This is a genomic window from Paenibacillus psychroresistens (assembly GCF_009728935.1).
Classification (GTDB): Bacteria; Bacillota; Bacilli; order Paenibacillales; family NBRC-103111; genus Paenibacillus_AC; species Paenibacillus_AC psychroresistens.
Map to the genome: position 1 here is coordinate 7,742,836 of NZ_CP034235.1, position 25,708 is coordinate 7,768,543.

The 25,708-nt window shown below is 43.2% G+C and carries 31 protein-coding genes and 1 pseudogene; 11 read left to right on the forward strand and 21 right to left on the reverse strand.

Going from position 1 to position 25,708, the window contains the following annotated elements:
* Positions 1 to 3: 3 nt before the first annotated feature.
* The 14 genes from EHS13_RS34700 to EHS13_RS34765 form a co-directional block, all read right to left on the reverse strand.
* Complete coding sequence (locus tag EHS13_RS34700) at positions 4 to 501, reverse strand: MarR family winged helix-turn-helix transcriptional regulator (protein WP_155704790.1); 498 nt, start codon at positions 499 to 501, stop codon at positions 4 to 6.
* 169 nt (positions 502 to 670) lie between these two features.
* Positions 671 to 1,540: an SDR family oxidoreductase gene (locus EHS13_RS34705; protein WP_155704791.1), complete on the reverse strand. Its 870-nt coding sequence runs from the start codon at positions 1,538 to 1,540 to the stop codon at positions 671 to 673.
* Positions 1,541 to 1,583: 43 nt separating this feature from the next.
* Entirely contained in the window at positions 1,584 to 1,811 is a 228-nt protein-coding gene (locus EHS13_RS34710) for a DUF2188 domain-containing protein (RefSeq protein WP_155704792.1), read from the reverse strand.
* 130 nt (positions 1,812 to 1,941) lie between these two features.
* Entirely contained in the window at positions 1,942 to 2,871 is a 930-nt protein-coding gene (locus tag EHS13_RS34715) for an MBL fold metallo-hydrolase (RefSeq protein WP_227014091.1), read from the reverse strand.
* A gap of 203 nt (positions 2,872 to 3,074) precedes the next feature.
* Positions 3,075 to 3,401, reverse strand: a complete 327-nt coding sequence (locus tag EHS13_RS34720; protein WP_155704794.1) for a type II toxin-antitoxin system RelE/ParE family toxin — start codon at positions 3,399 to 3,401, stop codon at positions 3,075 to 3,077.
* Positions 3,385 to 3,657 carry a type II toxin-antitoxin system Phd/YefM family antitoxin gene (locus EHS13_RS34725; protein ID WP_155704795.1) on the reverse strand — a complete coding sequence of 91 codons (273 nt, stop codon included), beginning with the start codon at positions 3,655 to 3,657 and terminating at the stop codon, positions 3,385 to 3,387. The genes EHS13_RS34720 and EHS13_RS34725 overlap by 17 nt, the downstream gene beginning before the upstream one ends.
* Before the next feature lie 148 nt (positions 3,658 to 3,805).
* A complete protein-coding gene (gene aguB, locus EHS13_RS34730; protein WP_155704796.1) occupies positions 3,806 to 4,681 on the reverse strand; it encodes an N-carbamoylputrescine amidase in 876 nt (291 codons plus the stop codon).
* 33 nt (positions 4,682 to 4,714) lie between these two features.
* Positions 4,715 to 5,716 (reverse strand): agmatine deiminase family protein, encoded by a 1,002-nt coding sequence (locus tag EHS13_RS34735; protein WP_155705631.1) that lies wholly within the window; start codon positions 5,714 to 5,716, stop codon positions 4,715 to 4,717.
* Between the two features lie 117 nt (positions 5,717 to 5,833).
* Complete coding sequence (locus tag EHS13_RS34740) at positions 5,834 to 6,724, reverse strand: SDR family oxidoreductase (RefSeq protein WP_155704797.1); 891 nt, start codon at positions 6,722 to 6,724, stop codon at positions 5,834 to 5,836.
* A 22-nt stretch (positions 6,725 to 6,746) separates the two neighbouring features.
* Positions 6,747 to 7,067, reverse strand: coding sequence for a GGDEF domain-containing protein (locus tag EHS13_RS34745; RefSeq protein ID WP_155704798.1), 321 nt, complete (start codon positions 7,065 to 7,067; stop codon positions 6,747 to 6,749).
* On the reverse strand, positions 6,985 to 7,881 hold the full coding sequence (locus tag EHS13_RS34750) for a histidine kinase N-terminal 7TM domain-containing protein (RefSeq protein ID WP_162463403.1): 897 nt from the start codon (positions 7,879 to 7,881) through the stop codon (positions 6,985 to 6,987). The genes EHS13_RS34745 and EHS13_RS34750 overlap by 83 nt, the downstream gene beginning before the upstream one ends.
* Positions 7,857 to 8,102, reverse strand: coding sequence for a hypothetical protein (locus EHS13_RS34755; protein ID WP_155704800.1), 246 nt, complete (start codon positions 8,100 to 8,102; stop codon positions 7,857 to 7,859). Before EHS13_RS34755 ends, EHS13_RS34750 begins: the two co-directional genes overlap by 25 nt.
* A gap of 35 nt (positions 8,103 to 8,137) precedes the next feature.
* On the reverse strand, positions 8,138 to 9,025 hold the full coding sequence (locus tag EHS13_RS34760) for a carbon-nitrogen hydrolase family protein (protein ID WP_155704801.1): 888 nt from the start codon (positions 9,023 to 9,025) through the stop codon (positions 8,138 to 8,140).
* A 21-nt stretch (positions 9,026 to 9,046) separates the two neighbouring features.
* Complete coding sequence (locus EHS13_RS34765; RefSeq protein ID WP_155704802.1) at positions 9,047 to 10,585, reverse strand: bifunctional GNAT family N-acetyltransferase/carbon-nitrogen hydrolase family protein; 1,539 nt, start codon at positions 10,583 to 10,585, stop codon at positions 9,047 to 9,049.
* 176 nt (positions 10,586 to 10,761) lie between these two features.
* Between EHS13_RS34765 and EHS13_RS34770 the strand changes: the two genes are divergently transcribed.
* Complete coding sequence (locus EHS13_RS34770; RefSeq protein ID WP_155704803.1) at positions 10,762 to 11,739, forward strand: TRM11 family SAM-dependent methyltransferase; 978 nt, start codon at positions 10,762 to 10,764, stop codon at positions 11,737 to 11,739.
* A 17-nt stretch (positions 11,740 to 11,756) separates the two neighbouring features.
* On the opposite strand, the gene EHS13_RS34775 is transcribed toward EHS13_RS34770, so the two are convergent.
* Entirely contained in the window at positions 11,757 to 12,194 is a 438-nt protein-coding gene (locus EHS13_RS34775; RefSeq protein ID WP_227013698.1) for a DMT family transporter, read from the reverse strand.
* A gap of 107 nt (positions 12,195 to 12,301) precedes the next feature.
* Positions 12,302 to 13,000, reverse strand: coding sequence for a Crp/Fnr family transcriptional regulator (locus EHS13_RS34780; protein ID WP_155704804.1), 699 nt, complete (start codon positions 12,998 to 13,000; stop codon positions 12,302 to 12,304).
* A 99-nt stretch (positions 13,001 to 13,099) separates the two neighbouring features.
* Between EHS13_RS34780 and EHS13_RS34785 the strand changes: the two genes are divergently transcribed.
* A complete protein-coding gene (locus tag EHS13_RS34785; protein ID WP_155704805.1) occupies positions 13,100 to 13,618 on the forward strand; it encodes a hypothetical protein in 519 nt (172 codons plus the stop codon).
* On the opposite strand, the gene EHS13_RS34790 is transcribed toward EHS13_RS34785, so the two are convergent.
* Together EHS13_RS34790 and EHS13_RS34795 are read right to left on the reverse strand one after the other, a co-directional pair.
* The gene (locus EHS13_RS34790) at positions 13,604 to 14,272 is read right to left on the reverse strand and encodes a class I SAM-dependent methyltransferase (RefSeq protein WP_227013700.1); all 669 of its coding nucleotides are present in this window, start codon (positions 14,270 to 14,272) and stop codon (positions 13,604 to 13,606) included. The two genes, EHS13_RS34785 and EHS13_RS34790, sit on opposite strands and share 15 nt — an antisense overlap.
* Positions 14,273 to 14,503 carry a hypothetical protein gene (locus EHS13_RS34795; RefSeq protein WP_155704806.1) on the reverse strand — a complete coding sequence of 77 codons (231 nt, stop codon included), beginning with the start codon at positions 14,501 to 14,503 and terminating at the stop codon, positions 14,273 to 14,275.
* A 163-nt stretch (positions 14,504 to 14,666) separates the two neighbouring features.
* Here EHS13_RS34795 and EHS13_RS34800 point away from each other — a divergent pair, with 163 nt between their 5' ends.
* Both EHS13_RS34800 and EHS13_RS34805 read left to right on the forward strand, forming a co-directional pair.
* Positions 14,667 to 15,170 (forward strand): hypothetical protein, encoded by a 504-nt coding sequence (locus tag EHS13_RS34800; protein WP_155704807.1) that lies wholly within the window; start codon positions 14,667 to 14,669, stop codon positions 15,168 to 15,170.
* 15 nt (positions 15,171 to 15,185) lie between these two features.
* The gene (locus tag EHS13_RS34805) at positions 15,186 to 15,695 is read left to right on the forward strand and encodes a cupin domain-containing protein (RefSeq protein ID WP_155704808.1); all 510 of its coding nucleotides are present in this window, start codon (positions 15,186 to 15,188) and stop codon (positions 15,693 to 15,695) included.
* Here EHS13_RS34805 and EHS13_RS34810 read toward each other — a convergent pair.
* Positions 15,688 to 16,002 (reverse strand): MGMT family protein, encoded by a 315-nt coding sequence (locus EHS13_RS34810; RefSeq protein WP_155704809.1) that lies wholly within the window; start codon positions 16,000 to 16,002, stop codon positions 15,688 to 15,690. The genes EHS13_RS34805 and EHS13_RS34810 overlap by 8 nt on opposite strands.
* 127 nt (positions 16,003 to 16,129) lie before the next feature.
* Between EHS13_RS34810 and EHS13_RS34815 the strand changes: the two genes are divergently transcribed.
* Genes EHS13_RS34815 through EHS13_RS34840 form a run of 6 tightly spaced genes read left to right on the forward strand, consistent with a single transcriptional unit; the run spans position 16,130 to position 22,672 of the window.
* Positions 16,130 to 17,128: a beta-ketoacyl-ACP synthase III gene (locus EHS13_RS34815; RefSeq protein ID WP_155704810.1), complete on the forward strand. Its 999-nt coding sequence runs from the start codon at positions 16,130 to 16,132 to the stop codon at positions 17,126 to 17,128.
* Positions 17,118 to 18,344 (forward strand): ATP-grasp domain-containing protein, encoded by a 1,227-nt coding sequence (locus tag EHS13_RS34820; protein ID WP_155704811.1) that lies wholly within the window; start codon positions 17,118 to 17,120, stop codon positions 18,342 to 18,344. Before EHS13_RS34815 ends, EHS13_RS34820 begins: the two co-directional genes overlap by 11 nt.
* Positions 18,341 to 19,330 carry an NAD-dependent epimerase/dehydratase family protein gene (locus tag EHS13_RS34825; protein ID WP_155704812.1) on the forward strand — a complete coding sequence of 330 codons (990 nt, stop codon included), beginning with the start codon at positions 18,341 to 18,343 and terminating at the stop codon, positions 19,328 to 19,330. Before EHS13_RS34820 ends, EHS13_RS34825 begins: the two co-directional genes overlap by 4 nt.
* Entirely contained in the window at positions 19,327 to 20,184 is an 858-nt protein-coding gene (locus EHS13_RS34830) for an MBL fold metallo-hydrolase (protein ID WP_155704813.1), read from the forward strand. The genes EHS13_RS34825 and EHS13_RS34830 overlap by 4 nt, the downstream gene beginning before the upstream one ends.
* A complete protein-coding gene (locus EHS13_RS34835) occupies positions 20,184 to 21,521 on the forward strand; it encodes a F390 synthetase-related protein (protein ID WP_155704814.1) in 1,338 nt (445 codons plus the stop codon). Before EHS13_RS34830 ends, EHS13_RS34835 begins: the two co-directional genes overlap by 1 nt.
* Positions 21,518 to 22,672, forward strand: a complete 1,155-nt coding sequence (locus tag EHS13_RS34840) for a GNAT family N-acetyltransferase (RefSeq protein ID WP_155704815.1) — start codon at positions 21,518 to 21,520, stop codon at positions 22,670 to 22,672. Before EHS13_RS34835 ends, EHS13_RS34840 begins: the two co-directional genes overlap by 4 nt.
* A gap of 154 nt (positions 22,673 to 22,826) precedes the next feature.
* On the opposite strand, the gene EHS13_RS34845 is transcribed toward EHS13_RS34840, so the two are convergent.
* Entirely contained in the window at positions 22,827 to 23,498 is a 672-nt protein-coding gene (locus tag EHS13_RS34845) for a hypothetical protein (protein ID WP_162463404.1), read from the reverse strand.
* Between the two features lie 342 nt (positions 23,499 to 23,840).
* Here EHS13_RS34845 and EHS13_RS34850 point away from each other — a divergent pair, with 342 nt between their 5' ends.
* Positions 23,841 to 24,203 (forward strand): hypothetical protein, encoded by a 363-nt coding sequence (locus EHS13_RS34850; protein ID WP_155704817.1) that lies wholly within the window; start codon positions 23,841 to 23,843, stop codon positions 24,201 to 24,203.
* On the opposite strand, the pseudogene EHS13_RS37690 reads toward EHS13_RS34850, so the two are convergent.
* Positions 24,200 to 25,680 (reverse strand): annotated as a pseudogene (locus EHS13_RS37690) (aminotransferase-like domain-containing protein). The gene EHS13_RS34850 and the pseudogene EHS13_RS37690 overlap by 4 nt on opposite strands.
* Positions 25,681 to 25,708: the final 28 nt, after the last annotated feature.

Genomic DNA, 25,708 nt, shown 5'->3' on the forward strand with positions numbered 1-25,708 from the left:
TCTCTATCCATTCTCATCTTCATTCATATCATCATTCAATCCCTTTACTTCGGCAAGCTGATAGAGATGCTTGAGCAACTGAGATCGGCTTTCTGGAGGTAAAGAAATCAATAATTTTTCAGCAGCTTCGCTCATTGCATTACCAGCTTTTCTAATCAGAGGAATGGCGGATTCGGTAATTTGAATTAATGTAGCGCGACGGTCATCCGGATCGGGTATGCGAACCAGAACATTCTCTTGTTCCAATGCGTCGACGAATTGGGTAACGGTACGTGCTTTAATGCCTACCCTTGCGGCTAAATCACTCATCCGAATCTTACCCGCATCCGCAACAAATTTCAGAAATCGCATCCTAGGTCCCGTTAAATAAGCTGGAATTCCCTGGGCGGATAGATACTCTTCAAAATGGCGATGAATATGGTGTGTCGATTTAAATAACGTTTCCAAGAGGTATGCGGCTGTTGGAGGCTCTGGTGAAACAGGTACTTTTAAATCGCTCATGATATTTTCTCCTTAAAGTCCAATAACTTATTGAGTATACGCAATATAATTCTACTCTATTATCCCCCTTATGAACAGAAAAATTTCAGGCAAGAGAATGGATATTTGAGCTTTGCCCTATTAAGGCAGCTCCCCATCTTCTCACCTGAAACTGGATGAGTGTTATAAGTTAACCATTAACAATCTCGCCACCATTGATATGCAGAAACTGCCCTGACATGTAAGAAGAATCTTCCGAAGCAAGGAATACATACGCTGGACCCAGCTCATCTGGCTGTCCTGGACGCATCATCGGAGTATCTCCACCGAATTCAGCTACTTTCTGCTCATCGAAGGTGGATGGAATAAGTGGGGTCCAAATCGGACCTGGCGCAACTCCATTCACACGAATGCCTTTTGGAGCCAAATTAAGCGAGAGCGACCGCGTAAAAGCGACAATTGCACCTTTAGTTGCTGAATAATCCAACAGCTCTGGACTGCCCATATAGGCGGTAATCGAGGCTGTGTTAATTATAGTCGCTCCTTTTTTCAAATGCGGCAGGGCTGCTTTGGTGAAATGAAAGAACGAGAATATATTGGTGCGGAATGTACGCTCGAGTTGCTGCTGCGTTATGTCCGTTATTTCTTTTTGAGGGTGCTGCTCAGCTGCGTTGTTTATCAGAATATCGAGTTTACCAAATTGGGCAATTGTTCTATCCACTACTTCCTTGCAGAATGCTTCCTCGCCAATATCACCTGCTGCCAAAAGACACTTAGTGCCCTCTTGTTCAATCAAGCGTTTGGTTTCCTCCGCATCGCTATGCTCATTATAATAGACTATCACTACATCAGCGCCTTCTGCAGAATAACAAAGCGCTGCTGCTTTACCAATTCCACTGTCTCCACCCGTAATGATGGCAACCTTGCCCTGCAGCTTACCGCTACCCTTATACTTGTTATTCTTAGATTCTGGTTTAGGGTTCATTTCACTTTCGATTCCGGGTTGCTTGCTTTGGTGCTGCGGGGGCATAGTTTGCTTCTGAATTTCAGCTGTAGCCATTGTAATTTCCTCCAATTGTTAGCTTTTAGAGTAGCTTGCTCTATTAAGAGTAATTGTATGAGGTTTCCACAGTTCCATCTTTACGATGTATAATAGCACTTCTATTTGCATCTAAAGCCCATTCCTTAGCTCGTTCAACCGCTTCTGCTTTGGTGTTGGCATTCAAAAGAGCCTTGCTTTCACCTACCTCTTTAACGATCCAGCGTTCTCCTTTAGGTATAACATGAATATCCTGTCTATCATTGGCAATTTCAACAGCTTTCGGCATCATACTGCCTCCTCTGGATAATTTTCTCTTGGATACTGTCTTACCCGTATTTCCGCTTCGTTAAACAGCTTATCCACAAAAAAAACCACCACGAGGGTGATTTTTATTTTGCAGCTATCTAGTTATACCTGATCTATACCCACCATGTTGAATTCGGATAAACCGCTGCCCCAATAGAGACTGTTTCACCAATTCGTGGTGTCGCTATTGCTGATCCTAGCTGCTTCGCTGCTTTAACCGCCCGCTCAACTGGATCTGACCAGCTATGCAATGCTAAAGAGAACGCACCCCAGTGAATCGGAATCATTAGCTTCCCTTGCACATCCAAGTGGGCTTGCACGGTTTCCTCCGGCATCATGTGAATGCCTGCCCAGCGTTCATTATATTGACCACATTCCATTAATGTTAAATCAAAAGGTCCGTACTTGCTGCCAATTTCCTTAAAATGCGGGCCATACCCACTATCCCCACTGAAGAAAATCCTCGTATCCTCACTAAGAATGACCCAAGAACACCACAATGAAGTATCTCTCCCGCCTAAGCCACGTCCAGAAAAATGTCTTGCTGGCGTACTAGCTAAAGTCAGTCCTCTAAAAGTAAACTCGTCCCACCAATCATGCTCTTGAATGATCTGCGGATCTACACCCCATCTTACCAAATGTCCTGCGACTCCTAATGGCACGATGAATTGTTTCACTTTAGCTTTCAGCTTCCGAATCGTGCCGTAATCCAAGTGATCATAATGATCATGAGAAAAAATCACAGCATCAATTGTCGGCAGCTCTTCAATTTCTATGGGCAGCTTAGTACTATATCGCTTAGGGCCAAAAATCGGAAAGGGCGATGGTGATCTTCCAAACATCGGATCCAATAACAACGTCAATCCATTTATTCTAAGCAATAGAGCCGAATGGCCAAACCATGTGATTTGATCCGCTCTATTTTCTCTAACGAATTTTGGGTCCAAGCTATCTGCGATAATGCCGCCTTTAGGTCTACTTAATGGATTACCTTTAATCATCTGTCCAACGAGCTTCAAGGTTTCTTTAAGCTTCATATCCATGGGGGTTGGAATTTGATTAATGAACTTGCCATTGGAGAAGTTTTTCGACACATTGATTCTCCGTATAGTTTCTTGCGACTTTTTCCCGCCGAGTGCTGGGTAGAAGTTTAATACAAGGTACGCTAAGACAATAATGGCAGCAGCTATGATTAAATATATCATTTAAGGTTCCTCTCTATTTAAAACGTTAAGTACTAATTTTCTTATTCCAATGCAGTGAATAAATCACGAAGGTAATCTCGGCGGCTATGAAGGATTCGGGAAATTATGATGAGATCCTTATTAACCCGATAAAATACAAGATAGGGCTGTACGACAATAAAACGATACCCACGTTCGACAAGACTATATTCCTCATCTGACAATACTGACCCCATATTCGGAAAATCTGAAAGCATGGATATCCGGCTATTCAGCTTTTCTAGCATCACTTCAGCCAAAGAGAGATGATTTAACGAGATAACCGAAAAAATCTCATCCATGTCATCAACGGCTACTGCCGTATATTTAATTTTACTCTTTGGCGGCATCAATTTTCCTCCGCATTCTTGCCATAACCTGATCATGCTCAAGTAATGGAATGCCTTCGGCAATTTGTTTATCTGCCACTAGCAGCTTCGATTGTAACTTGATACGAGCCTCCATCCTTCGATAAGTTTCATGACTCATCACTACCAAATCTGCTTCACCATTACGGGTAAGTGTGACCGGCTCATCGAGTTCATGACAATATTTTGAAAACCCGTTATAGTCTTGTCTAATTGTTGAAGAAGGTTTAATATTCATTTTATCTCACCCTTCAGATAGCTTTATTCTGACTTTATTCTAACATTATTATACTAACCATTCAATCGACCTCTATCACTTACTAGTAAGTCTTCTCAACAAAAAAACACGAGTTCCACCAAATAGTGGCAGCTCGTGTTCCTAAATCTCACACCGATAATTCACCGTCATAAGTAGCTATTGCTTTGTAAAGCTCCGGTCTGCGATCACGGAAAATTCCCCATTCGATTCGCATAATCTCAATTTGATCCAAATCAAATTCGGCTACAAGGACTTCTTCCTCTGAACGGCTAGCTTCAGCAACCTTATTTCCCATTGGACCTGAAATGAAGGAGGAGCCATAGAAAGTAATCGAGGAATCTTCATCTGATTCAAGACCAATCCGATTGGAGGCGATCACAGGCACTAAATTGGATGCCGCATGCCCAAGCATACACATCTGCCAATGATCCTTGGAGTCAATCGTACTGTCCTGAGGCTCTGTTCCAATAGCAGTAGGATAGAACAGGATTTCTGCCCCCATTAATGCCATACAGCGTGCCGATTCCGGATACCATTGATCCCAGCAAACTCCCACGCCAATCTTGGCATAGCGCGTATTCCATACTTTAAAGCCCGTATCCCCTGGATTAAAATAAAACTTTTCCTCATACCCCGGCCCATCTGGAATGTGGCTCTTGCGATATTTGCCCAGCACTTCTCCGTCTGCATCAATGACTGCAAGTGAATTATAGCGGGCATTATTCTTCTTCTCATAGAAGCTAATGGGTAAGACAACCTCGAGCTCTTTAGCAATTTTCTTAAAGTGATTGATCGCTTTATTCTGTTCTAGCTCGGTCGCATAAGCATAATAATCGGATTTTTGCTTTTGGCAGAAATACGGTGTCTCGAACAGCTCCTGCAGCTGGATAATCTGCGCACCTTGAGCTGCTGCTTCCCTAACAAGCTTCTCGGCTTTGTTTATATTCTCATCAATATTGCTCGAACAACTCATTTGTGTAGCTGCCACTTTAACGATTCTCATAATAACCTCGCTTTATCATGTATCTGATTTATTTTATATTGTTGCTGGCATCTGTTGCGTGGTGCAATGGACATTGCCGCCTTCGCGAATAATCGCCATACCATTTACTGTTCGAATTCGACGATCTGGAAAAGCCTCGCTAAGCACTTTTTCTGCTAAACGATCTGTTTCCGCTGCTGTCCCACCGAAGATAGGAAGAATGATCCCGTCATTTACGAAATAAAAGTTCAAGTAGCTCAAGGTTAATCGATTGTCATCATACTCAGCAATGGGAGCCTGTTGAATCTGGATAACCTCAAGCTTTCTACCCTTGGCGTCTACTGCATTATTCAATACCTCTAACATTTCCCGGGTAATCGCATAATTGTCATCCTCAGGATCATCACAAACCTGCACAATAACCTTGCCTGGAGCTGCAAAGCAAGCAATATTATCCACATGGCCATCCGTCTCATCGCCGCTCAAACCATTTTTCAACCAAATGACTTTATCGATGTTTAAATATTTCTTTAAATAGGCTTCAATATCCGCTTTAGTCAGGTTGGGATTCCGATTAGGATTGAGCAAACACTCTTCCGTTGTCAAAAGTGTGCCTTCGCCGTCGACATGAATCGAGCCGCCTTCCATTACAAAAGGAGCATCGAATTTCTGCAGGCCAGCAAATTCGAGAATTTGTGGTGCTACTTGATCATCGAGATCCCACGGTGAATATTTGCCGCCCCACGCATTAAAGCCCCAGTTTACACCGGCAATGCCACCCTGTTCATTAACAATAAAAGTCGGTCCGTTATCACGGAGCCAAGCATCATTATGCTCAATCGGCAGGAATTCAATGTTGTCTTCTGTAAATTTAAGCTTCACCCGTTCTAAATCCGCAGAATTCACCACAACACTTACTGGTTCAAACTCAGCAATAGCTTTGATAATCTGTTTGTATCCTTCGCTCACGGTTTCATAATCATCTGGGTAAACCATCGAATCCTGTACGGGCCAAGAGATATAAGTGCGCGAATGTTTAACCCATTCCGCAGGCATGCTATAGTTCAATTCATTTGGATACGTCAATTCAACTTCCCCCTCTATAGATAACTCTTAAATTATAACCTTCCCCAACATGCGGGACAAGTCACAACCAAGCTATCCACTAAAACTTCACAAGTCCCAACGAAATCCTGTTGCCTGCTCGCTCCAAACCCAAAAACGTTGAGCTTCTTCAACCGAGTCAGCGCGTTCGGAAGCTTTAGCTGGCTGCAACCGATAATAATATTGACCCGTTTGTCCTTCTGCTTCAGTTGAAGTCGCTAAATAGATAGCTGTCGTCGATCCCTGTTCTGAAGTTAAGAAAAATGGACGCAGCAGCTTATGTACAAAAGCTCCAAAGCCTGTTTTACGATCTACGCCAATCTGCGTGGCAACGGCTCCGGGATGCACGGCATTAACGGTTATAGAGCTTCCAGCCAAACGTCCAGCTAGTTCTTTCATAAACCAAAGATTAGCTAGCTTCGAGCGGCCATAGGCATTCCAAACCCTAAATCCTTTGGTCATGCCCGGATCATTATAATTCATCCTACCGATTTTATGTGCGGCTGAGGAGACGACGATGATTCGCGCAGAGTCACTTTTCTGCAGCAACGGTAATAATAGTCCTGATAACAGAAAATGCCCAAGATGGTTAACCCCGAGCTGTCGTTCAAAACCATCCTCCGTTTCTTCACGTCGCAAGGTGACCACTCCCGCATTATTAATTAAGACATCGATATGATCACAGCGAGCAGCAAGATCAGCCGCAGCCGCGCGAATGCTGTCAAATGAAGCTAGATCGCAAATAACCAACTCCGCGTCCCTACGTCCGCTTTGCTGGTTCACATAATCAACAGCCGCTTGCCCCTTTTCTTGATTCCGTGCGATTAAATACACTTTCATTCCATGATCTTTAGCCAGCAATGCAGCGGTAGCCCGTCCCATACCGCCACTTGCACCAGTGACTACAGCTAAACGTTGATCAGGCTGGGCAGCTATATTCCGGCTATTCGTAAGTGTCATCTTATCCACTCCATCATCCAGCTTAAGTTTCAGTCAGCACATTCAAGGTCACTTTGTTCTTCCCAGCTTTTTTGGAGGAATACAGTGCTTCATCCGCATGCTGATATAATTCTTCAAAAGTTATACCCCGCTTCTTCGAATGGGCAATTCCCATACTAATAGTCAGAGGAATAGGCGTATCTTCATAAACCGTGAATAGCTGGTCTTGCACCAGCTTTCGAAATCTTTCTGCTTCGTTGAAGCTTTTCTGATCAGTGAAGTCAGTAAGGAATAAGGCAAACTCCTCCCCGCCGACTCTGCCTACAATTCCTCGATCTAACCTTACAGAGAAAGAATCGACGATTGTATATTTCGGTCAGCTCATCAATTCCAGCTTGATGAATCAATTCTTGTTCATAGCTTTTCTTTACACTAATATCCGTGAAAATAAACAGCATTCCTGAGCTATGGGCTGCCTTTACCCCAATTGGGATAAGTGCTGCACTATAGCTTAACGCAACTTCTCCAGACAATGTGAGCTCTATGCTAGTTTCCTCATGTTTATCATAATGGTCTAAAAGCTTTGGTAAGCTCTGAAGGATTGGAGCTAACGCTTTACTCAACCATTTAGTTTGGAAATCCTGACTTACAAGCGCCAAAACCCGTTCCGCAGACGGGTTAATTTCGACAATTATTCCATATCGATCCGTAAGTACAATACCGTCCTTGAGGTTCGTAAAAATTTTATCCTTGGCAATCGGCCAAATCGAAAGTAGTTCCATACGAAACAATATGTAATAAATAATGACCATAACCGGTATGAAGGCTACTGCCGTAAATCCTAGAATCTTGAGATGAATGAGCGGCATGAGGAAAACCAGTATAATCGGCAAACATAGCGCTAGAAACAACAATAAATGCTGACGAAAGTAATGCTTAGGTGTATTGCGAATATTGACCGCTAGAATGAACATTGCAAACAGCGTAAGGCTTTGGTTATAGACAATGAAAGCCATACTTAACAAAGTAGGATGCACGGTAATTTCACTTAATCCATTTACATACACTAAGCCAATACTGCTGCGCAAGAGATGATGATACTGGTCTGTGTAAATTAACAAAGCATCGATAAAAATAGGGATAGCTAACAGCTTCAGCTGCTTCTGGATCTTCTCCAACGGCCTGCCGACTGGACGTTCCGCCAGAATAACTTAGGGCCAAACGAGATCGCCATGATCTCAAAAACAGTTGTTAATAGCGTGATAGCCGCCAGCATACTGATGATCCAATAATAACGCCTACCAGGTATTTTACGATATTTATAAGAAAGAATGCTTAGCAGCAAACAAACTGCGAATCCCATTAATAAATAAAACGGATAACCTTGCATCCACCTCATATGTATGTACCCCTAGTTGTGTAATTATCTACTCATCAGCGTTCCTTAACGATCAATTTCTGAAACTCTCGCTCATAGAGCGCTGGACGTCGGTCATAAAATGGTGCAACTGCACCATGCTCGCGATTCTCATGCAGCTCTTCGAAATCTACATTTGCAAAAACGGTCATATCTTCGTTTGGTGTTCCAACCTGAAGGATGCCGTCTACTGTAAACGGTCGATCGCATGGAGCAAAAACGCCTGCCTGCGAGTAGCCTGTATCTACTTGAGGCCGCCCCTCTGCCAGTACTCCTACAATTCCACTTAAAGCGACAAAAAGCTGGTTTTCAATCGCTCTTGCTTGTGCACAATGCCGGACACGGTGGTAACCAAAGGAAGAATCGGTGTAAGAAGGGCAGAGAATCAGCTTCACACCTCGATCAGCGGCTGCTCTTGCCAGCTCTGGAAATTCAATATCATAGCAGGTCAGAATAGAGACAAGTCCCCATTTAGTATCAAAAACATGGAGATCTTCACCAGGTATGAGCGGCCAAATATTCTGCTCCTCTGGCGTTAGCTGAAGCTTATCCTGAATCTCCATCCGCCCATCAGGAAAAAACAAGTGCGCTCTATTCACATAAGCCTGATCTTCTTTGCAAATATGCGTTCCTCCGAGTATGGCTATGTTCCATTCTTTGCTTTGCTGTTGGAAGAAATGCAGGTAATCTGCGGTAATGCTGTCTAAGTATACACAGGCCTCGTCATGCGTCAGAATTTCTTTAAGCGATAATAAATGTGCGGTCATGTATTCAGGGAATAGAATCAGCTCCGCTCCAGCTTCTGCTGCTTCTCGTATTTTGCCGCTGAGCCTTGTCCAGAATTGCTCCACAGACTGTAAGCTCGAGAGTCCATATTGTGTGGTTGCGATAGTTAAGCTTGTCATATGTGCCCCCTATTTAATGAATCAAGATCGGATTTGCAGTGAATAAATATCTGTACGGCGATCTCGGAAAGTTAATACATCCTTGGACTTGCGATAACGCTGTAAATTCTCCATATCTACCTCTGCCATGATCACAGCCTCCGTGTTTTCACTGCATTCACCTGCAATGCCATCACGTGGAAATGAAAAATCAGCAGGTGTATAAACGCCTGATTGTGCATATTGAATGTCGACATTATCGACGTGTGTTAAATTTCCTACTGTACCCGCTGTAACTACTACAACCTGGTTTTCAACAGCACGGGCTTGTGCACAATATTTGACTCGTAGAAAGGTTTGGCGATCCTCGGCGCAAAAAGGCACAAAAATAATCTGTGCCCCTTCCTCCGCAACAATTCGCGAAATCTCCGGGTATTCTATGTCACTGCTCAATTGGATCGAAATTTTACCGCAATCTGTATCGAATACTTCTAATTTAGAGCCGCCATTAATTCCCCACCATTTACGCTCATTAGGGGAAATATGCAGCTTATATTGCTGTTCAATTGTACCATCTCGTCGAAACAAATGGGCAACATTATAAATTCGGTTGTTTTGTTCGACAAAATGCGAGCCGCCGACGATATTAACATTATAATTGACAGCTAATTCAGAAAACAAGGCTACATAATTTTCCGTAAATGTACTCAGCTTGCGTATGGCTAAGCTTGGTGAACGCTCCTCAAGAAACGACAGCAGCTGCATCGTGAAATTCTCTGGAAAAACGGCAAAATCCGATTTATAGTCAGAGGCTACATCCACATAATGCTCGCATTGCGTCGCAAATTCCTCGAAGGAATCAATCTTTTTCATCATATATTGAATGACGCAGAAACGGACGGGAAAGGACATTTTATAATGTGTTTTATTGATATTCGGTTTATACTCAATATTATTCCACTCCAGCAATGCTGCGTAATTCATCGAGTCTTCATCATCTGATAGATAATTCGTAATAATCCGCTTCAAGGTAAAGCCGTTCATCATTTGGAAGGTGAGCACAGGATCATAGATATTCTGCTGCAGCACCTCTTCGGCATATTCCCGCGGCGCCATTTTATCGCTAAAATTATGATAGCCTGGGATTCTGCCTCCGACAATAATACTTTTGAGATTCAGCGTTTCTGCCAAGCGTTTTCTAGCTTCATATAACCGCCTGCCAATTTTCATTCGACGAAAGCTGGGGTGCACCATGACCTCCATGCCATATAGGTTTTCGCCGCGTGGGTTATGATTGCGAATGTATCCCTTATCGGTGATTTCTTGATACGTGTGCTGCTCCAAATAATCGTCAAAATTAACAATTAAGCTAGAGCAAGAGCCGATAATATCACCATCTAATTCAACGCATATTTGACCCTCTGGGAAAAGTCGCAAATGGCTTTCCAGCTGTTTGATATTCCAAGGCTGCATGTTGGGAAAGCAAATATTCTGCAGCTCAATAATTTTATCAAAATCGGTTCGTACGATACTGCGAATGATCACTTTCTTCTCGAATTGGGAAATTTGATCGGTTGTCATGAGGGACTCCTTTTGCAGCTTTTCTTCTTATCATACCCCTCAACCCTCATTACAAAATCAATGAACTGTTAATGGAATGTAAAGATTTACTACAAAAACCAACTATTAAGCATTCCAATACCTGATAAATCTTTGCTTTTCTAGGCTTTTACAGCTATGGTTTGAGAGGAAGATAAATGCATCAGGATAAGGATGAGATACGATTGAATACTACCGAACAACCTAGTTTTATATATACATTTGCTTGCCGTGAGGACGAGCTTTCCTTAAGCCAGCTGGAAATGCGCGCGTTTTTTGGTATGGAGGCTCCCAGTCATATCTTGAAAAGTACAGTTGGAATAGACCCCAGCCGCAGCCCCTTTATTAAAGAACGTATTGAAGTGATGTATCAGGGGAGCACTATGGCTGAAATCCTGCAAAAGGTGGAAGCCATCCAATTGCTAGACGCTACATTCAAAGTTATTTTCGTCAAATTAAATGATTTAAGTCCCGAGGATAAAATATCTTACGAGGATCAGCGAGCTATAGAGCGAGAGTTAGGGATTCATATCACTGGAGAAGCCGATGTCCATCATCCAACCTATGTATTTGGGATTGTTGCCTTAGGTGGGAAATGGTATTTCGGAAACTACCTTAAGAATACAGCCGTTTGGCTGCACCATATGAAAAAGCCGCGTAATTATTCAATCGCGCTCACGACCCGATTAGCAAGAGCAGCGGCGAATATTGCTGTTCCTCATCCTGAAGGGATTAAGGCGATTGATCCGTGCTGTGGAATCGGCACTGTTCTGGTCGAAGCTCTATCTATGGGAATTGATATAGTTGGTCGAGATATCAACCACTTCATCGTGCGTGGGGCTCGTGAGAATCTGGAGCATTTTGGGCTGGATGGAGAAGTTGTTGTCGGGGCTATAGCGAATGTTTCCGACCATTACGATGTAGCGATTGTCGACATGCCCTATAACTTATTCTCCACGATCACAACGGAGGAACAGTTTTCAATCCTGCAGCATGCACGTCGTATTGCCAACAAAGTAGTTGTGATTTCCATAGAAGAAATGGATGAAATGATCGCAAAAGCAGGATTCACTATTGTAGATCGCGGAGTTGCTAAGAAGGGGTTATTTTCGAGGCAGGTACTCGTTTGCATATAAATCAATGGATTTACATCTCATTTCCATTTAAACACCACTATGCCTGCGACCATAATCAGAATCCCCATTCCTTTGTTCCATACAAAAGGGATTTTCTGTGCGCCGAATAAACCATAGCTATCAATAATTAGCGCGAAGATCAATTGAGCTACCATTAGAATGGCCACCGAATACGCAGGTCCTAACTGGCCAATGCCTTTCATAACAGAGAATAGGATAATGACCCCTAGCACGCCGCCTAACATATATCCTTTACTTACATTATGTAATTGACTCCAGCTGCCGTCACGAATGATCGCGTACAGCACCAAGGATAGTAGAAAACCCGAACCATGCACGAACGTATTAGTCAGCCAAAACCCTGCTTTTTCACTCATTCTGGTATTAATGACACCTTGTGTTGCAATTACAATCCCAGCTAACAACGAATATAAAATACCTGCCATGCTTGCCATTCCTTCTTTCTGTCTCCTGGACACTCCTTCTTCTGAAATTTAGTATACGCAATCAGCAGCAATTCCAAAAAGGACATATGTCCTATTAAATGTTTTTCTAAGATCCTCTATGTGTATAAGTTATCGTTAGCTAGCTCCTTAAGCCGCGGTTGGTTAAGTATCCGTACTCGCCCTCTAGTTCGTTCAAGAACTTTATCCTCAACCAAACGATTAATCACGCGATTTAAATGTCGATAGCTTGTCCCTAGCATTTCTGCCGTTTCCACAAGTGTTGAAGTGCGAATTTCCTCAGCAGGATCGTTTCCTTCTACATCCAAAAGCAGGGAAAGCAAATAGCTGGCAAACCTATTCTCGACCGGATAAAGCTGATTCATGGCAGATGTATGGGCTAGGGTGTACAGCTTCTGACTAAGGGTCTGTATCATAAAGCGCAGAAAAGCTGGATTGTTCAGCTCCATCTCTAGCATTAGCGATCGGCTAATGACCAACAGAGAGCTCGCTCCAACCGACTCTACGATATTCTGAATGGGATAATCCGCCATCCACTCCACATCACCAATAAGTGAAGGAGGTTTGGCAAAGCGAATGAGCATCGTTTTTCCATTGGGCAGTATCGTATAAACCTTTATTTTACCAGTAACCAACACGAATATTCCATCCAGCTTATCACCAATGGAACAAATTTTCTCTTTATCTGCATAGCCTCTAAGCTCCATTGCTTCAACGAGCTCGGGTAGAAAAATATGATTCAAACCCACATGACTGATACTCCGCTTACTCGCTTCAACATCACTTAACCGTTTCATTATCGTCCTCCTGATGCACACTCCTAAAGCTGCTCTTGAAACAAATGGCTTGCCCCTATATGATGAAGATAAGATGCACACCCAAGAAGGAGGCACACCTTGTTTATTCTTGATGGCTTTAACACGCTGCGTGAGTCCTATGTATTCTATTTTGCAAGTATTATGCTATTTGGCATCTCTATAATTACTGCCGCTGGCCGTTGCTATCAGGCCCTTTATAAAGAAAGAATCAATGCCTGGTGGTACTACCTTATTGAAATTATTGTTCAAATCATCCGCATTTTTCAATATATTCTCATTATATCATTAAGTACAGACACAGCCATTCGCGACTTCAATTCAATTGGATTTCGCGATAAGATATCTCTCAGCGTATATGGAATGACGGTTACGGATATCATTTGGGAGTTTGTTGGTTTTGCGATTATTTTCGGGATATACAATCTTATTCTAAATAGGCTATTTACTAAACATATGATCGCTGGTTTCATGAAAAAAAGACAGCTCACCAAGTTCTCCGTTGAATCTGTACAATTGGCTGTCCTCCTTGGTTATAAAAACCTACTTCTCATTCCAGTTAGCTTTATTTATATATTAGTTGTTCTACAGATCATCTAATGCTTTAATCTTCTCCACACACCAAGTACTCATACTGCGCTGTCCGGCCACAACAACGGTTTTTAGAGGTTCAAACAAGATGCCATTCAGTTCATCTGTTAATTTAATTAGCTTAGCTTCATTAACAAGAAATCGCGTGCTTCCGTCAGGTTGAATATAACGTCCATCACCTAGTGGCTCTATCTGATCTTCTATTCCTAATGTAGAGGCTAAACGTACGAATAGCAGCCCGCCTGGCTTTAGCACGCGCCATAATTCATTTAGCATTTGTTGAAAATGCAACTCGTTCTCCGCAAAATGCAGCACAGCGTTACTAATTACGAAATCAAAGCTCTCCCTCGCAAATCTCATTTGCTCTATGGTTCCTACACGTGCATGTTCATTCGTCCAGGTCTGTGAAAGCCTTGCCCCAAGCAGCTGCACCGAACGTATGGCTGTCTCCGATTTATCGACCGCAAACACTTCATATCCGTTACGCAGAAAATAAACTAAGTTCCGCCCAGATCCACAGCCAGCATCGAGGATTCGCATGTCTTTTGTAATTCGACCCTTGAGAATCTGATCCAATAAATAAATGTCAATATCGCCTATTTGCTCCATTAGATTCATTTTGGAATTCAGCTCACTTTCCCTATCGATTAGGTTAAGCAACATCTATCTTTTGTTAAACACACGATTAATCCCTTTAAGTATAAAGTGCTCGATAAATCCATAAATTACTGAACATACCAATACTACTACTATAATTTCCCATATTTCATTCGTTAGCTTGAAAACGAATTGCACCAGAACCCACATATAAATGATCCATAGGGCTGTTTTCACTAGACTGTCTCTGCTTAGAATGGAAGCGAATGCTTTTTTACGTTTCCCACCTTCAGCCATCTGCTACCTCCCCAGAAAAAGTATTTTCTCTTTGACTATATCGCTCTTTATCATTATAATCCACTATTTTGTGGGATATAAAGGAACTTATTGGATTATTAACAGTAACAACCTAGGATAGCCTTTTATTCTGTCGGCTAAATATAAAAAGAGGTGACGCAAAATGATAAAAAGAATAATGATCCTATCAATCATTTTATTAATGCTTCCTGTACAGCAAGCTTTGGGGGAGGCAAAGACTATTCAAGCTTATCTGTTCCCAGTAAAGTTATCTGTAGCTGGAAAAGAGGTTACGATACCAGCAGAGTATACGGTTTTGAACTATAATAATCATATCTATCTACCTATTCGTTATGTAGCAGAAACAATGCAATTTCTAATTAGTTACATCCCAGAATATAATACACTGTCCATGGATCACGATAGAGTGATAGGACCTTCCGCTACCTTTGATCAAGCTAAATTAGTGGCATTTGAAGCTTACCATGTTAAACAAGTGACAGAAGTGGGTATACGTATTCTGACTAAAGAGGAATTATCTCACCGTCCGGATGATCCAAAGGATGAAACACCTGTATACTTTATAGTCGATACAGTGGACCAGAATGATGCCGTATTACGCATATATGTTTCATCCAATAAAGCTTCCCATCATTTTATTATTTAAAAGGAGGGTTTCGGTATGAAAGGCTTGGAGGTTCGGAGTTACTATTATGAAGATGACGGGAAAATTCCTAATAACGTGGATTTACCGGCTTTACTATATGTAGGTGCCCTCAAGGAAAAACCAGAGCAAACGGAAAAAATCTTCAATAGCCACAATTGGCGCAACAGCTGGACCAACGGTGTATTCCGTTATCATCATTATCACAGCAACGTTCATGAAGTATTAGGGAGCATAAGAGGCTCGGCAACTCTGCAGCTTGGTGGCGAGCAAGGTGATCAAGTGGTTGTAGAAGCAGGCGATGTTCTGGTGCTCCCCGCTGGAACTGGGCATAAACGCTTGTCAGCCAGCTCCGACTTTCAGGTTGTAGGCGCTTATCCCGAAGGGATGGACTATAATTTACGCAGAGGATTAGCTGATGAGCGGCCTGAGGTATTGGAAGAAATACGACAGGTTCCTCTACCACTTTTAGATCCGATTTATGGCGAAAACGGGCCTTTGGTCGAAAAATGGCACAAATCTAAGTGACCTCCGGTACGAATCGGTAGATATCCAGCTCAATTTGACCGCTATCGTCCACTTCCACACCTTCATCGCGTAAGTAAAGAATCTGCTGAAAACGTGATTCGTCATCCGTAATAGCAATTTGTCCCTTGGCATTAACAACCCTATGCCAGGGCAATTTGTATGCTTTACTCATCGAATGCAGAATGCGTACGACCTGTCTGGCTCCTCTAGCGCTACCAGCCAGTTCGGCGATTTGTCCATAGCTCATCACATAACCCTCAGGAATACTTTGAATAATTTTTATGACCTGCAATGTATAAGGCTTCACTTATTTTCTCCAGTCGATTTTGACTCTATAGCCTATTTTACTATATTTTCAACTGAAACTTATATTGATTTTCTCGTGATTTGACGGATAATGGAGACTTAGGGTTTAAAATGAGATGAGGTTTTACATGCAAGCGCGCAAAGTAAGAATACTTGGAACCGGCAAATACATGCCTAAACGAAAAATAACCGCATCAGACATGGATGAACTTCTTGGCATGCCCGCTGGCTGGGTGCTCAAGAAAACGGATGTGGCTCTGCGCCATTTTGTAGAGGATGAAACTGCCTCTTACATGGGAGCTCAGGCTGCTCAGGCGGCATTGGCTGCTGCTAATCTTTCTTTTGCAGATATCGATTGCTTGGTTTGTGCCAGCGGTTCGATGGAGCAGCCTATCCCCTGTACAGCTGTATTGATCCAGAAAGCTATGGGCGAGCAGGAATCCGGCGTTCCCGCCTTCGATATCAACTCGACCTGCCTTAGCTTTGTTACAGCGTTGGATGTAATGTCCTGCCTTGTGGATATTGGGCGGTATCGGCGTATCTTAATTGTATCTACTGAGGTGGCTTCGAACGCCTTGAATTGGCAGGACAAAGAAAGTGCTGCTTTATTCGGTGATGGCGCTGCAGCTGTTGTAATTGGGAGATCCGAGGTTGGGGAAAGCTCTCAAGTAATTTGTGCATCGATGAAAACATACAGCCATGGGGCACACTTATCTGAAGTTCGCGGCGGCGGGACTAAATATCACCCGCGTGAGTATACGCCGCTTACCGAAAATGAATTCTTATTTAAAATGGATGGCTCGGCTATTTTTAAAATGGCCTCTAAACTGTTACCGGAGTTTGTAGCTGATTTGTTGAAACAGGCATCCTGCTCGATTGCAGATATTTCACTGGTAATCCCTCACCAAGGAAGCGCGATGGCTATGCGTTTATTGCAAAAAAAACTGGGTATCTCTGATGAACAGCTCATATATATTACACCCGATCATGGAAACACCATTGCCGCAGCAATCCCTATGGGCATACATGAAGCCATCTCTCAGCAACGTGTGAACCGGGGCGACCGCGTGTTATTACTTGGTACCTCGGCGGGTTTATCGCTTGGGGGACTGGTCCTTGAATATTAAAATAACGGACAGTAAACCGCTGAATATCCTGCTTACCGGTGGTAGAGCACCGGTTACGCTAGAATTGGCACGGCAGTTTACCGCTGCTGGGCATCGTGTTTATGTCGCTGAAAGCTTAAACCGGTATTTATGCCGGGTTTCTTCTGCTGTGACTGGATGTTTTAAAGTACCTGAACCTAGATTTCAGCCGGATGAATTCATTGATGCATTGTGTGAAATTGCAATCAAACAAGGAATCGATTTAATTATCCCTACGTGTGAGGAAATTTTCTATGTGGCAAGAGGTCTAGAGCGATTGAAGCTTCATTGCACGGTATTTACAGACTCTTTCTCTAAGCTCACTTCCTTGCATAACAAGCTGGATTTTATTCAAAAAGCTGCTGGATATGGGTTTATTGTGCCTGAAACTAGACTTATTCAATCAGCAGAAGAATGGCGAGCTGCTTTATCTGCTTTTTCACCGGAAAATGGACTTGTGTTTAAGCCAGTCTACTCCCGTTTTGCTGCTAAAACCTTGATTATTGAGCCTTCATTGGAGCGAAATTCGCAGGTTGACTTAGAAAACCTACAACACCAATATCCGGTTTCCGAAATATCTGTCACAGCTCCTTGGGTGGTGCAGGCTTACATTCCAGGCCAGCTTATTTCGACTTATAGCATCGTACACGATGGCATTGTATCGGCACATGCAGCTTATGAAACCTCCTATAAAGCAGGCCTTGGCGCTAGCATCTTTTTCAAACCTTTGCAGCACATTGCGGTTTTTAACTGGATACGGCGTTTTGTGGAGCTGGAGCAATTTACGGGTCAGATAGCTTTTGATTTTATCGAAACTTCGGAGGGCAAACTCTATCCACTGGAATGCAATCCTCGTGCAACTAGCGGTACTCATTTATTCGAGCCTGCGGATCGACTGGACCAAGCTTTTATTTCATTTGCCTCAAGCAAGCCACTAACTCCTAAACCCACTACCCGATCTATGCTATCCTTAGCTATGTTATCCTACGGATTTGCTGGAATACGTACATGGAAGCATCTACGTGCTTGGATCAGTGCCTACTCTCAGAGTAAAGATGTTATTTTCCGATGGCGAGATCCTTTTCCTTACGTTGAGCAGCTTCGGGTACTGTTTGCAACCTGGCAAATGAGTCGAAAGCTTCAAATCTCTATGGTTGAAGCTTTGACCTATGATATCGAATGGAATGGTGAAGCATGAACGCACTTGTCACAGGCGCTACAGGATTCCTCGGAAAAAGCTTGGCCTTAAATCTGCAGCAGCTTGGATGGAATGTCACGGCTACGGGACGTAATCCAGCTATTGGCTCTGAGCTGCTTTCACAGAATATTCGTTTTGTTCCCGTGGATCTGCGTGATCCCATTAAAACAAATCTATTATGTGCTGATCAGGATGTTGTTTATCACTGTGCGGCTCTTTCAACACCTTGGGGCAAGTATGCTGATTTTTATAGCAGTAATGTCCAAGCAACCGAGCATATTGTTCAGGGCTGCATGGCGCATAACGTCGGAAGACTTGTCCATGTATCCACGCCTAGCGTTTATTTGGATTACACTCATCGGTTGAATATTAAAGAATCTGCACCGCTACCTTTTAAATTCGCCAATGCTTATGCAGCAACAAAACGCTTAGCTGAGCTGGTCGTTAAAAAAGCGGCTTCTGCTGGATTAGCTGCGATTATCCTGCGTCCTCGTGCGATTATTGGTCCGGGGGATCCCAGTATTTTTCCGAGATTGATTAAAGCAAATTCTTCACGCGGCATACCGCTAATCGATGGTGGTAGCATTGAGCTTGATCTCACTTATATCGACAATGTGGTGGAAGCCCTTGTACTTTGCGGTACTGCGAATGCTTCTGCAAGTGGTGAAATTTATAATATAACCAATCAAGAGCCTGTTACTTTTATTCAAGTCTTGCATCAGCTGTTTGACTTACTTGAACTTCCTTTAAAAACTAAGCCAGTGTCCTTTGCAAATGCCTATCGGCTTGCATACGGCATGGAGCTTTTAGCAAAAGTGCTGCCTGGTAATAAAGAGCCGCTTCTTACTCGTTATACCGTTGGCGTGCTGGGTCGAAGCCAAACTTTAGATATTACAAAAGCGGTTACTAATCTCGGTTATAAACCCAAAGTAAGTTTAACGGAGGGCTTGGGGCGATTTGCCGCGGCTTGGAGGGCGAAGCTATGAAGGGTATAAATAAGCTTACAATTCAATTAACCTTATTAGCTGCCGGTTATTGCACACATCCAGAGTGGATAACCCTTCGGGGAGGCTCCTTCCGTTCTGTGCCTTTTCCTGCTGGATTTGCTTGTATACAGCATCCTCGGTTAGGGGTTATTTTGTTCGATACGGGCTACTCTTCTCGCTTTTTCGCTGCTACAGAGCGCTTTCCTTTTAGCATGTATCGCAAGCTGACTCCTGTTATTTATGAGGATAGCCAAAGCGCTGTTAACCAGCTTAATGCTCTTGGCATTGCATCAGAAGAAGTAAAGCTCATTGTACTGTCGCATTTTCATGCTGATCATCTCGGAGGTTTGCGTGATTTCCCGAATGCCCAGTTCATTTATTTGCAAGCTGCCTATAATGCCGTTAAGGATCGCCGTGGCTTAAGTGCTCTCCGAGCTGGATATCTGTCCGAGCTGTTGCCAGATGATTTTATTGCACGTTCTCTGCCAATTGATGAAGCACAGCAGTTCTCAGTACCAAAGAACTTTCCTTTTCGGCGTGTAATGGATATCTTGGGTGATGGCAGTTTAATTGCTGTTGATTTACCTGGACATGCTGCAGGACAAATCGGCTTAATGGTTGCGACTGATCAGCAATCCTATCTACTATGTGCAGATACCGTTTGGTCAAGCCGCGCTTATCGCGAGCATCGTTTGCCTAACTTGCTAGCAGGTTTGATCATGTCTAGTCGGACACAGTACCAAGATAGCTTTGAACGTCTTTGCAGCTTACATGAGCAATATCCTCAGCTGCAAATTGTCCCCAGCCATTGCCCCACATTCTATCCATTAGCTCCACAGAAGGGAGTGCTCTAATGTTAGCTAAACTAAAACCACTCTTCTATTATCTGCGGGCTAAATACTTATATAAATGGTCGGATCGTGCTTCGTTTGAGCAATGGCAAGAACGACGTATTCTAAGGCATTTAGCTTTTGTTCGCCAGCACTCGCCCTTTTATCGTGAGTTATGGGCGGATCAACCTCTTGCTGAATGGAGACAATTTCCTTTGCTAGATAAAGGTATTATGATGGAAAATTTTGATTTATTAAATACTGCGGGGATAAGTAAGGATGAAGCTTTTTCTGTTGCTCTTCATTCTGAAACTACGAGGGATTTCGCGCCAAAAATCGGCAATATTACTGTAGGGTTATCCTCTGGAACCTCGGGTAATCGCGGTCTTTTTCTCGTTAGCGAGCAAGAACAAGCCCAATGGGCAGGTACAATCTTGGCTAAGGTGCTTCCTCGTTCCCTACTACAGACCGAGCATATTGCTTTCTTCCTACGAGCGAATAGTAATCTCTACCAGAGTGTGCAACGTGGCCGTTTAAAGTTTTCCTACTATGACTTATTGATACCTATAGATCAACACATTGCCACTCTAAATCAAACTCTGCCCACGCTCCTCATTGCGCCTCCTTCCGTGCTTAGCCTGCTTGCAGAAGCAGCAAACCTTAAACAACTTGCTATCCATCCACGTAAAATCATCTCGGTTGCCGAGGTGCTTGATCCCCTCGATCGTCAGCGGATTGAGGCTGCTTTTGAGCAAACTGTTCATCAAATTTATCAGTGTACGGAAGGCTTTTTAGCCTCAAGCTGTCATTATGGCACCCTGCATCTTAATGAAGAGTACGTCCATATTGAAAAAGCTTACCTTGATGAAGCTCAGCGGAAATTTGTACCCATTATTACGGATTTCACCCGCTTCACGCAGCCAATTATCCGCTATCGTTTAAACGATATTCTGACTGAACGTGAGGGTCTGTGCCCCTGCGGCTCTATATTTACAGCCATTGAAACGATTGAAGGCCGTTGTGATGATTTATTTATTTTTCCATCTACTGAAGATTCTGTGGTGGGAGCTAACGGTAAAAACGTGATTGTTTTTCCTGATTTCATTACGAGAGCGATTCTAAATAGCTGTGCTGAAATAGTGGAATATCAAGCGATTCAGCATGCTAATGATCGCATAGAAATATGTTATTTGCTTAAAGAGGGAGCCTCACGTATGCAAGCAGAGGAAAGTATGACGCAATCGCTGTCAGAGCTTTTTCAAAAGCTCCACTGCCAAATGCCTGAAATCTGCTTTTCACATTATCATTTCATACCCGGTATCCGTAAATTACGCCGCGTGGAACGGAGAGTTGTCCAATGAGCTCGCTGATAACTCTATACGATAAGGGCAATATCGCAGAGCTTGTTTGGCCCGACACAGAGGATGGACAGTATGCGAGGCGTTATCTAATGCCGTTGGTGCAGCACTCCGTGTCCGATTATTTTCAAAATGTACAAACCAAGCTTATGATTCTCGCCTTAGATCATTTAATAATCCCCATAACCATTAACGACAAGGAGTACACGAATAGCTACGTCTGCTCGCCATTTACCCATTATGTCAGCTACGCCAAAGAGGAGCTTTATCTAGTCCAAAACCGTTTAGCCAAATTAATGCTCCCTATCGTTCTGGATGGGCTTGGCCTTCTACTTAAGTTGAGTCGAATCAACCGTGTGGTTCATGTGAATAATTGGCTAGTATCCACCAACCTTTATCCAAATCTAACTGCAGATCAAATTAACCGGATAATCGACTTTATTAAGCTTCGTTTTCCCCAGCATGCTATTGTATTCCGTTCATTAAATCAAACTTTAAATTCAACCATCCTTGCTGCATGTAACAAACTGGGCAGTAAAAAAGTGCCTAGCCGTAAAATATATTTCTTATCCCCCTCAGATGCCACCTATGCAAATGCGAAATCACGTTGGCTCGTCAAACGCGACTATGCACTCCTTGCTAAAAAAGGTTATCAAGTAATACCAGCTCATGAGCTCAAGGAAAGTGATATTCCGCGCATTTTACAGCTGTACAATGCACTTTATCTAGACAAATATTCCTATCACAATCCACAGTTCACCGAAGCCTTTATGCAATTAGCCTTACAGGAAAAGATCCTTCAGCTCTATGTTTTGCGTAAACATAATCAGATTGACGCAGTACTTGGCTTTTTTATTCGCAACGGTGCCATGACTACACCTTTATTCGGCTACGACACCTCACTCCCTCAGGAGCTTGGCTTATATCGTATGTTATCTGCCGTCCTGCTTAGCATTGCCGAGCAGAAGCAAATTCTGCTGCACGAAAGCTCAGGTGCAGCTCAGTTTAAACGCAATCGCGGAGCACGTGGAGACATTGAATATAGCATTGTCTTCGACAGCCATTTACCGCTTCACCGCCGCTGGAGCTGGTCATTCCTCGAAAAACTGCTAACTAAATTCGGAATCCCTTTGCTCGAAAAGTATAAGCTTTGAAACAAGGATAAACGGCTATGCCGTCTTTCAAGACGGCGTTTGTCCGGAATTCTAAGATCCAGTATAAGTAAAAAACTTATACTTTCTTAGAATTCAAAAAAGCAACCCTTTCCCTAAATACTAAGGAACGATTGCCTACTAGATCAAATTCAAGTTATTTCAATTTTGCCTGCAGCAACTCAAGCAGCTGTGGTCCAATGTTCTGGAAATTGCCGCCACCACCGAAACCACCGCCGCCATTCCCGTTCGGTCTTGGCCTAGGACTGCCCTGTGGAGCATCGCCGTTCTGATCTTCTTGAGGAGCATCACCATTCGGGCCACTTTGAGCTGCGTCACTATTCGGATCTCCCTGAGGTGCATCACCATTCGGGCCACCTTGAGGACCATCACCATTTGCATTTCCGTTGCCATTTCTTTGTTGTGGTCTCTTAGTTGCATTATCAGTAAGGAATTTCTTCTGATCCGTTGTTAGATACGCCTCCAATTGAGTTTGTACCTCAGCAGTTAGCTCACCTTTCGTTATGACATCCTGGACGATTGTAACCATCGGCTCCGCTTGTGCCTTCGTTATCGCGAGTCCCTCAGCTTTGTCCATTTGGATCAACCCACGAAAGGTTGTCATCATTAACATGGCATTCGGATCCAAGGCATTCGGATCTAAGGCTGCTCTAGGAGCATTAGCTTCTGCCGCCTTGTCTCCACCCGCATCCGTTTGAGCTGCCATCTGATTCGTATCTTCCTCAACCGCTGCTTTCGTTCCGCATGCTGTAAGCACCAGTGTTAGGAGCGTGCAAATTCCAAGCATTTTCAGTTTATTCATCACCATTTTATTCAATCCTCTCAGCATCTGAATTTTACGATAGTAACCGTCTATACTTATTTGGATATGGGTTTACTATACAGCGCCTAACTGAATATAACTTGAACATAAACTGAAGGTTTACTGAAAAAAAACCTCTTCCACAGCATCTCTGCCGTAAAAGAGGATCTTTCAAAAGCTTTCTGACATGTAACTCCTTCACAAAATAGCAGCTTATCCAAAATTACATTAGAATGATTGACTGTCAAGCAAACTGCCCCATTCAAGCACCTTGTTGAGCGCTATTAGCCGCAATCCGTAAAACAAGGTGCAGAAATGCACCTTGTTGAGTGCTATCAGCCGCAACTCATGAATCAAGGTGCAGAAATGCACCTTGTTGAGCGCTATCAGCCGCAACTCATGAATCAAGGTGCAGAAATGCACCTTGTTGAGTGCTATCAGCCTCAATTCATGAATCAAGGTGCAGAAATGCACCTTGTTGAGCGTTATCAGCCGCAATCCATGAATCAAGATGCAGAAATGCACCTTGTTGAGCACTATCAGCCGCAATCCATGAATCAAGGTGCAGAAATGCACCTTGTTGAGTGCTATCAGCCGCAACTCATGAATCAAGGTGCAGAAATGCACCTTGTTGAGTGCTATCAGCCGCAACTCATGAATCAAGGTGCAGAAATGCACCTGAGTAAATTGAGGCTTTCTCAATCTAGCTAATCTTCGATAATTACCAGTATTAAATAAGAATATTCCTGCTTTATCGAATCAGCAATTACCATCAGCTTCTGAACGCCTTCTTCTATCAAATCCTGTTGAATATAGGAAAAATTCAGGCGAATCCAATCATCAAGGTGACCTAGCGGATCACAGATGCTACCTGGCACGAATGCGATAGATTGCTGCAAGCTTCGTTCCAAAAGCAGGTCAACGGCTACCCCCTTGGGCAGCTGGACCCATAAGCTTAAACCGCCTTTTGGGCTGGTCCAGCTCCAATTTGAAGCAGATAGAACCTGCTCCATCTTCTCTTTGCGAATCTGCAAAGCAATCCTTAGCTTTGCCACATGCTCCTGAAGCCTTTTTGAAAAAAAATAAAGCAAGAAAATCTTCTGATTAAGCAGAGGCGATCCGTTGTCTAACAAGGCTTTAACTGGCATAAGGCTCTTCATAATAGAAGATCGAGCTGCTATAACTGCCACTCTAAGTCCAGGCGCAATATATTTACTAAAGCTGCTTATATAAATGACATAACCCTCAGTATCATAGGAGAAAATGGGCGGCGGAGGTGACTCTTCGAAATAAATATCATGAAAAACATCATCCTCCACCAGCATACATTTATATCGCTCTGCCAATTCTACCAGCAGCTTGCGCTGCCAAGCTGGCACGGTAAAGCCAGTTGGATTATGAAAGGTTGGATTCATGTAAAAAAGCCGCGGCTTCGCTCGTTTCATCCATCCTTCGATCTGCTCGAGATCATAACCGTCCGGATGAATATCTACTGGCAGCAATCGTATATTCTGCTGCCTAAAATATCGATAGCCGCACTATATGTAGGTCGCTCAATCATTACGGCATCTCCAGGTCTAAGCAGCGCCCGTGAAATCAGATCAATAGCTTGCTGAGCACCAGATGTAATCAGGAGATCCACCTCGGATACCTCAATTCGATATTTTTCAATAAAATAATTGGCTAACGCTTCACGAAGCTCAGGATCACCCTGCACAGATGAATAAGTTCCAAGTACCTTAGGATATAAATCAAACACTTTTTTCACATACTCAGACATATATATATTCGGCAGCAAATTGGGATTAATCAGCGCTTCGGACATAGGATATTTCACTGGGATTTGATGAATATCCGAGAGGCGGCTGCGATTGACGTAAACATTTTCTGCCCGATAATCCCATGATACCTCCTCCTTATCTGCATCAACTGTTACATTCTTGAGAAGAGGATTAACATAATAACCCGACTTTTCCTTCACATAAACAATATTATCCTGCTTGAGCTGCTGATAGGCTTTAAAGACCGTTAAGCGGTGCAGCTTCATCCGTTCAGCCATTAATCGCACAGAAGGCAGCTTATCGTGTTCTTGCCATTCACCCTGCTCAATACCTGCTAAAACCATATTATAAGCAGCTTTAAACCGAGAATTTACAACATTCGCTTGCAGCTCATTCTCATTTCTCATCTCATCGCCTCTTTCAGGCCACATCAGT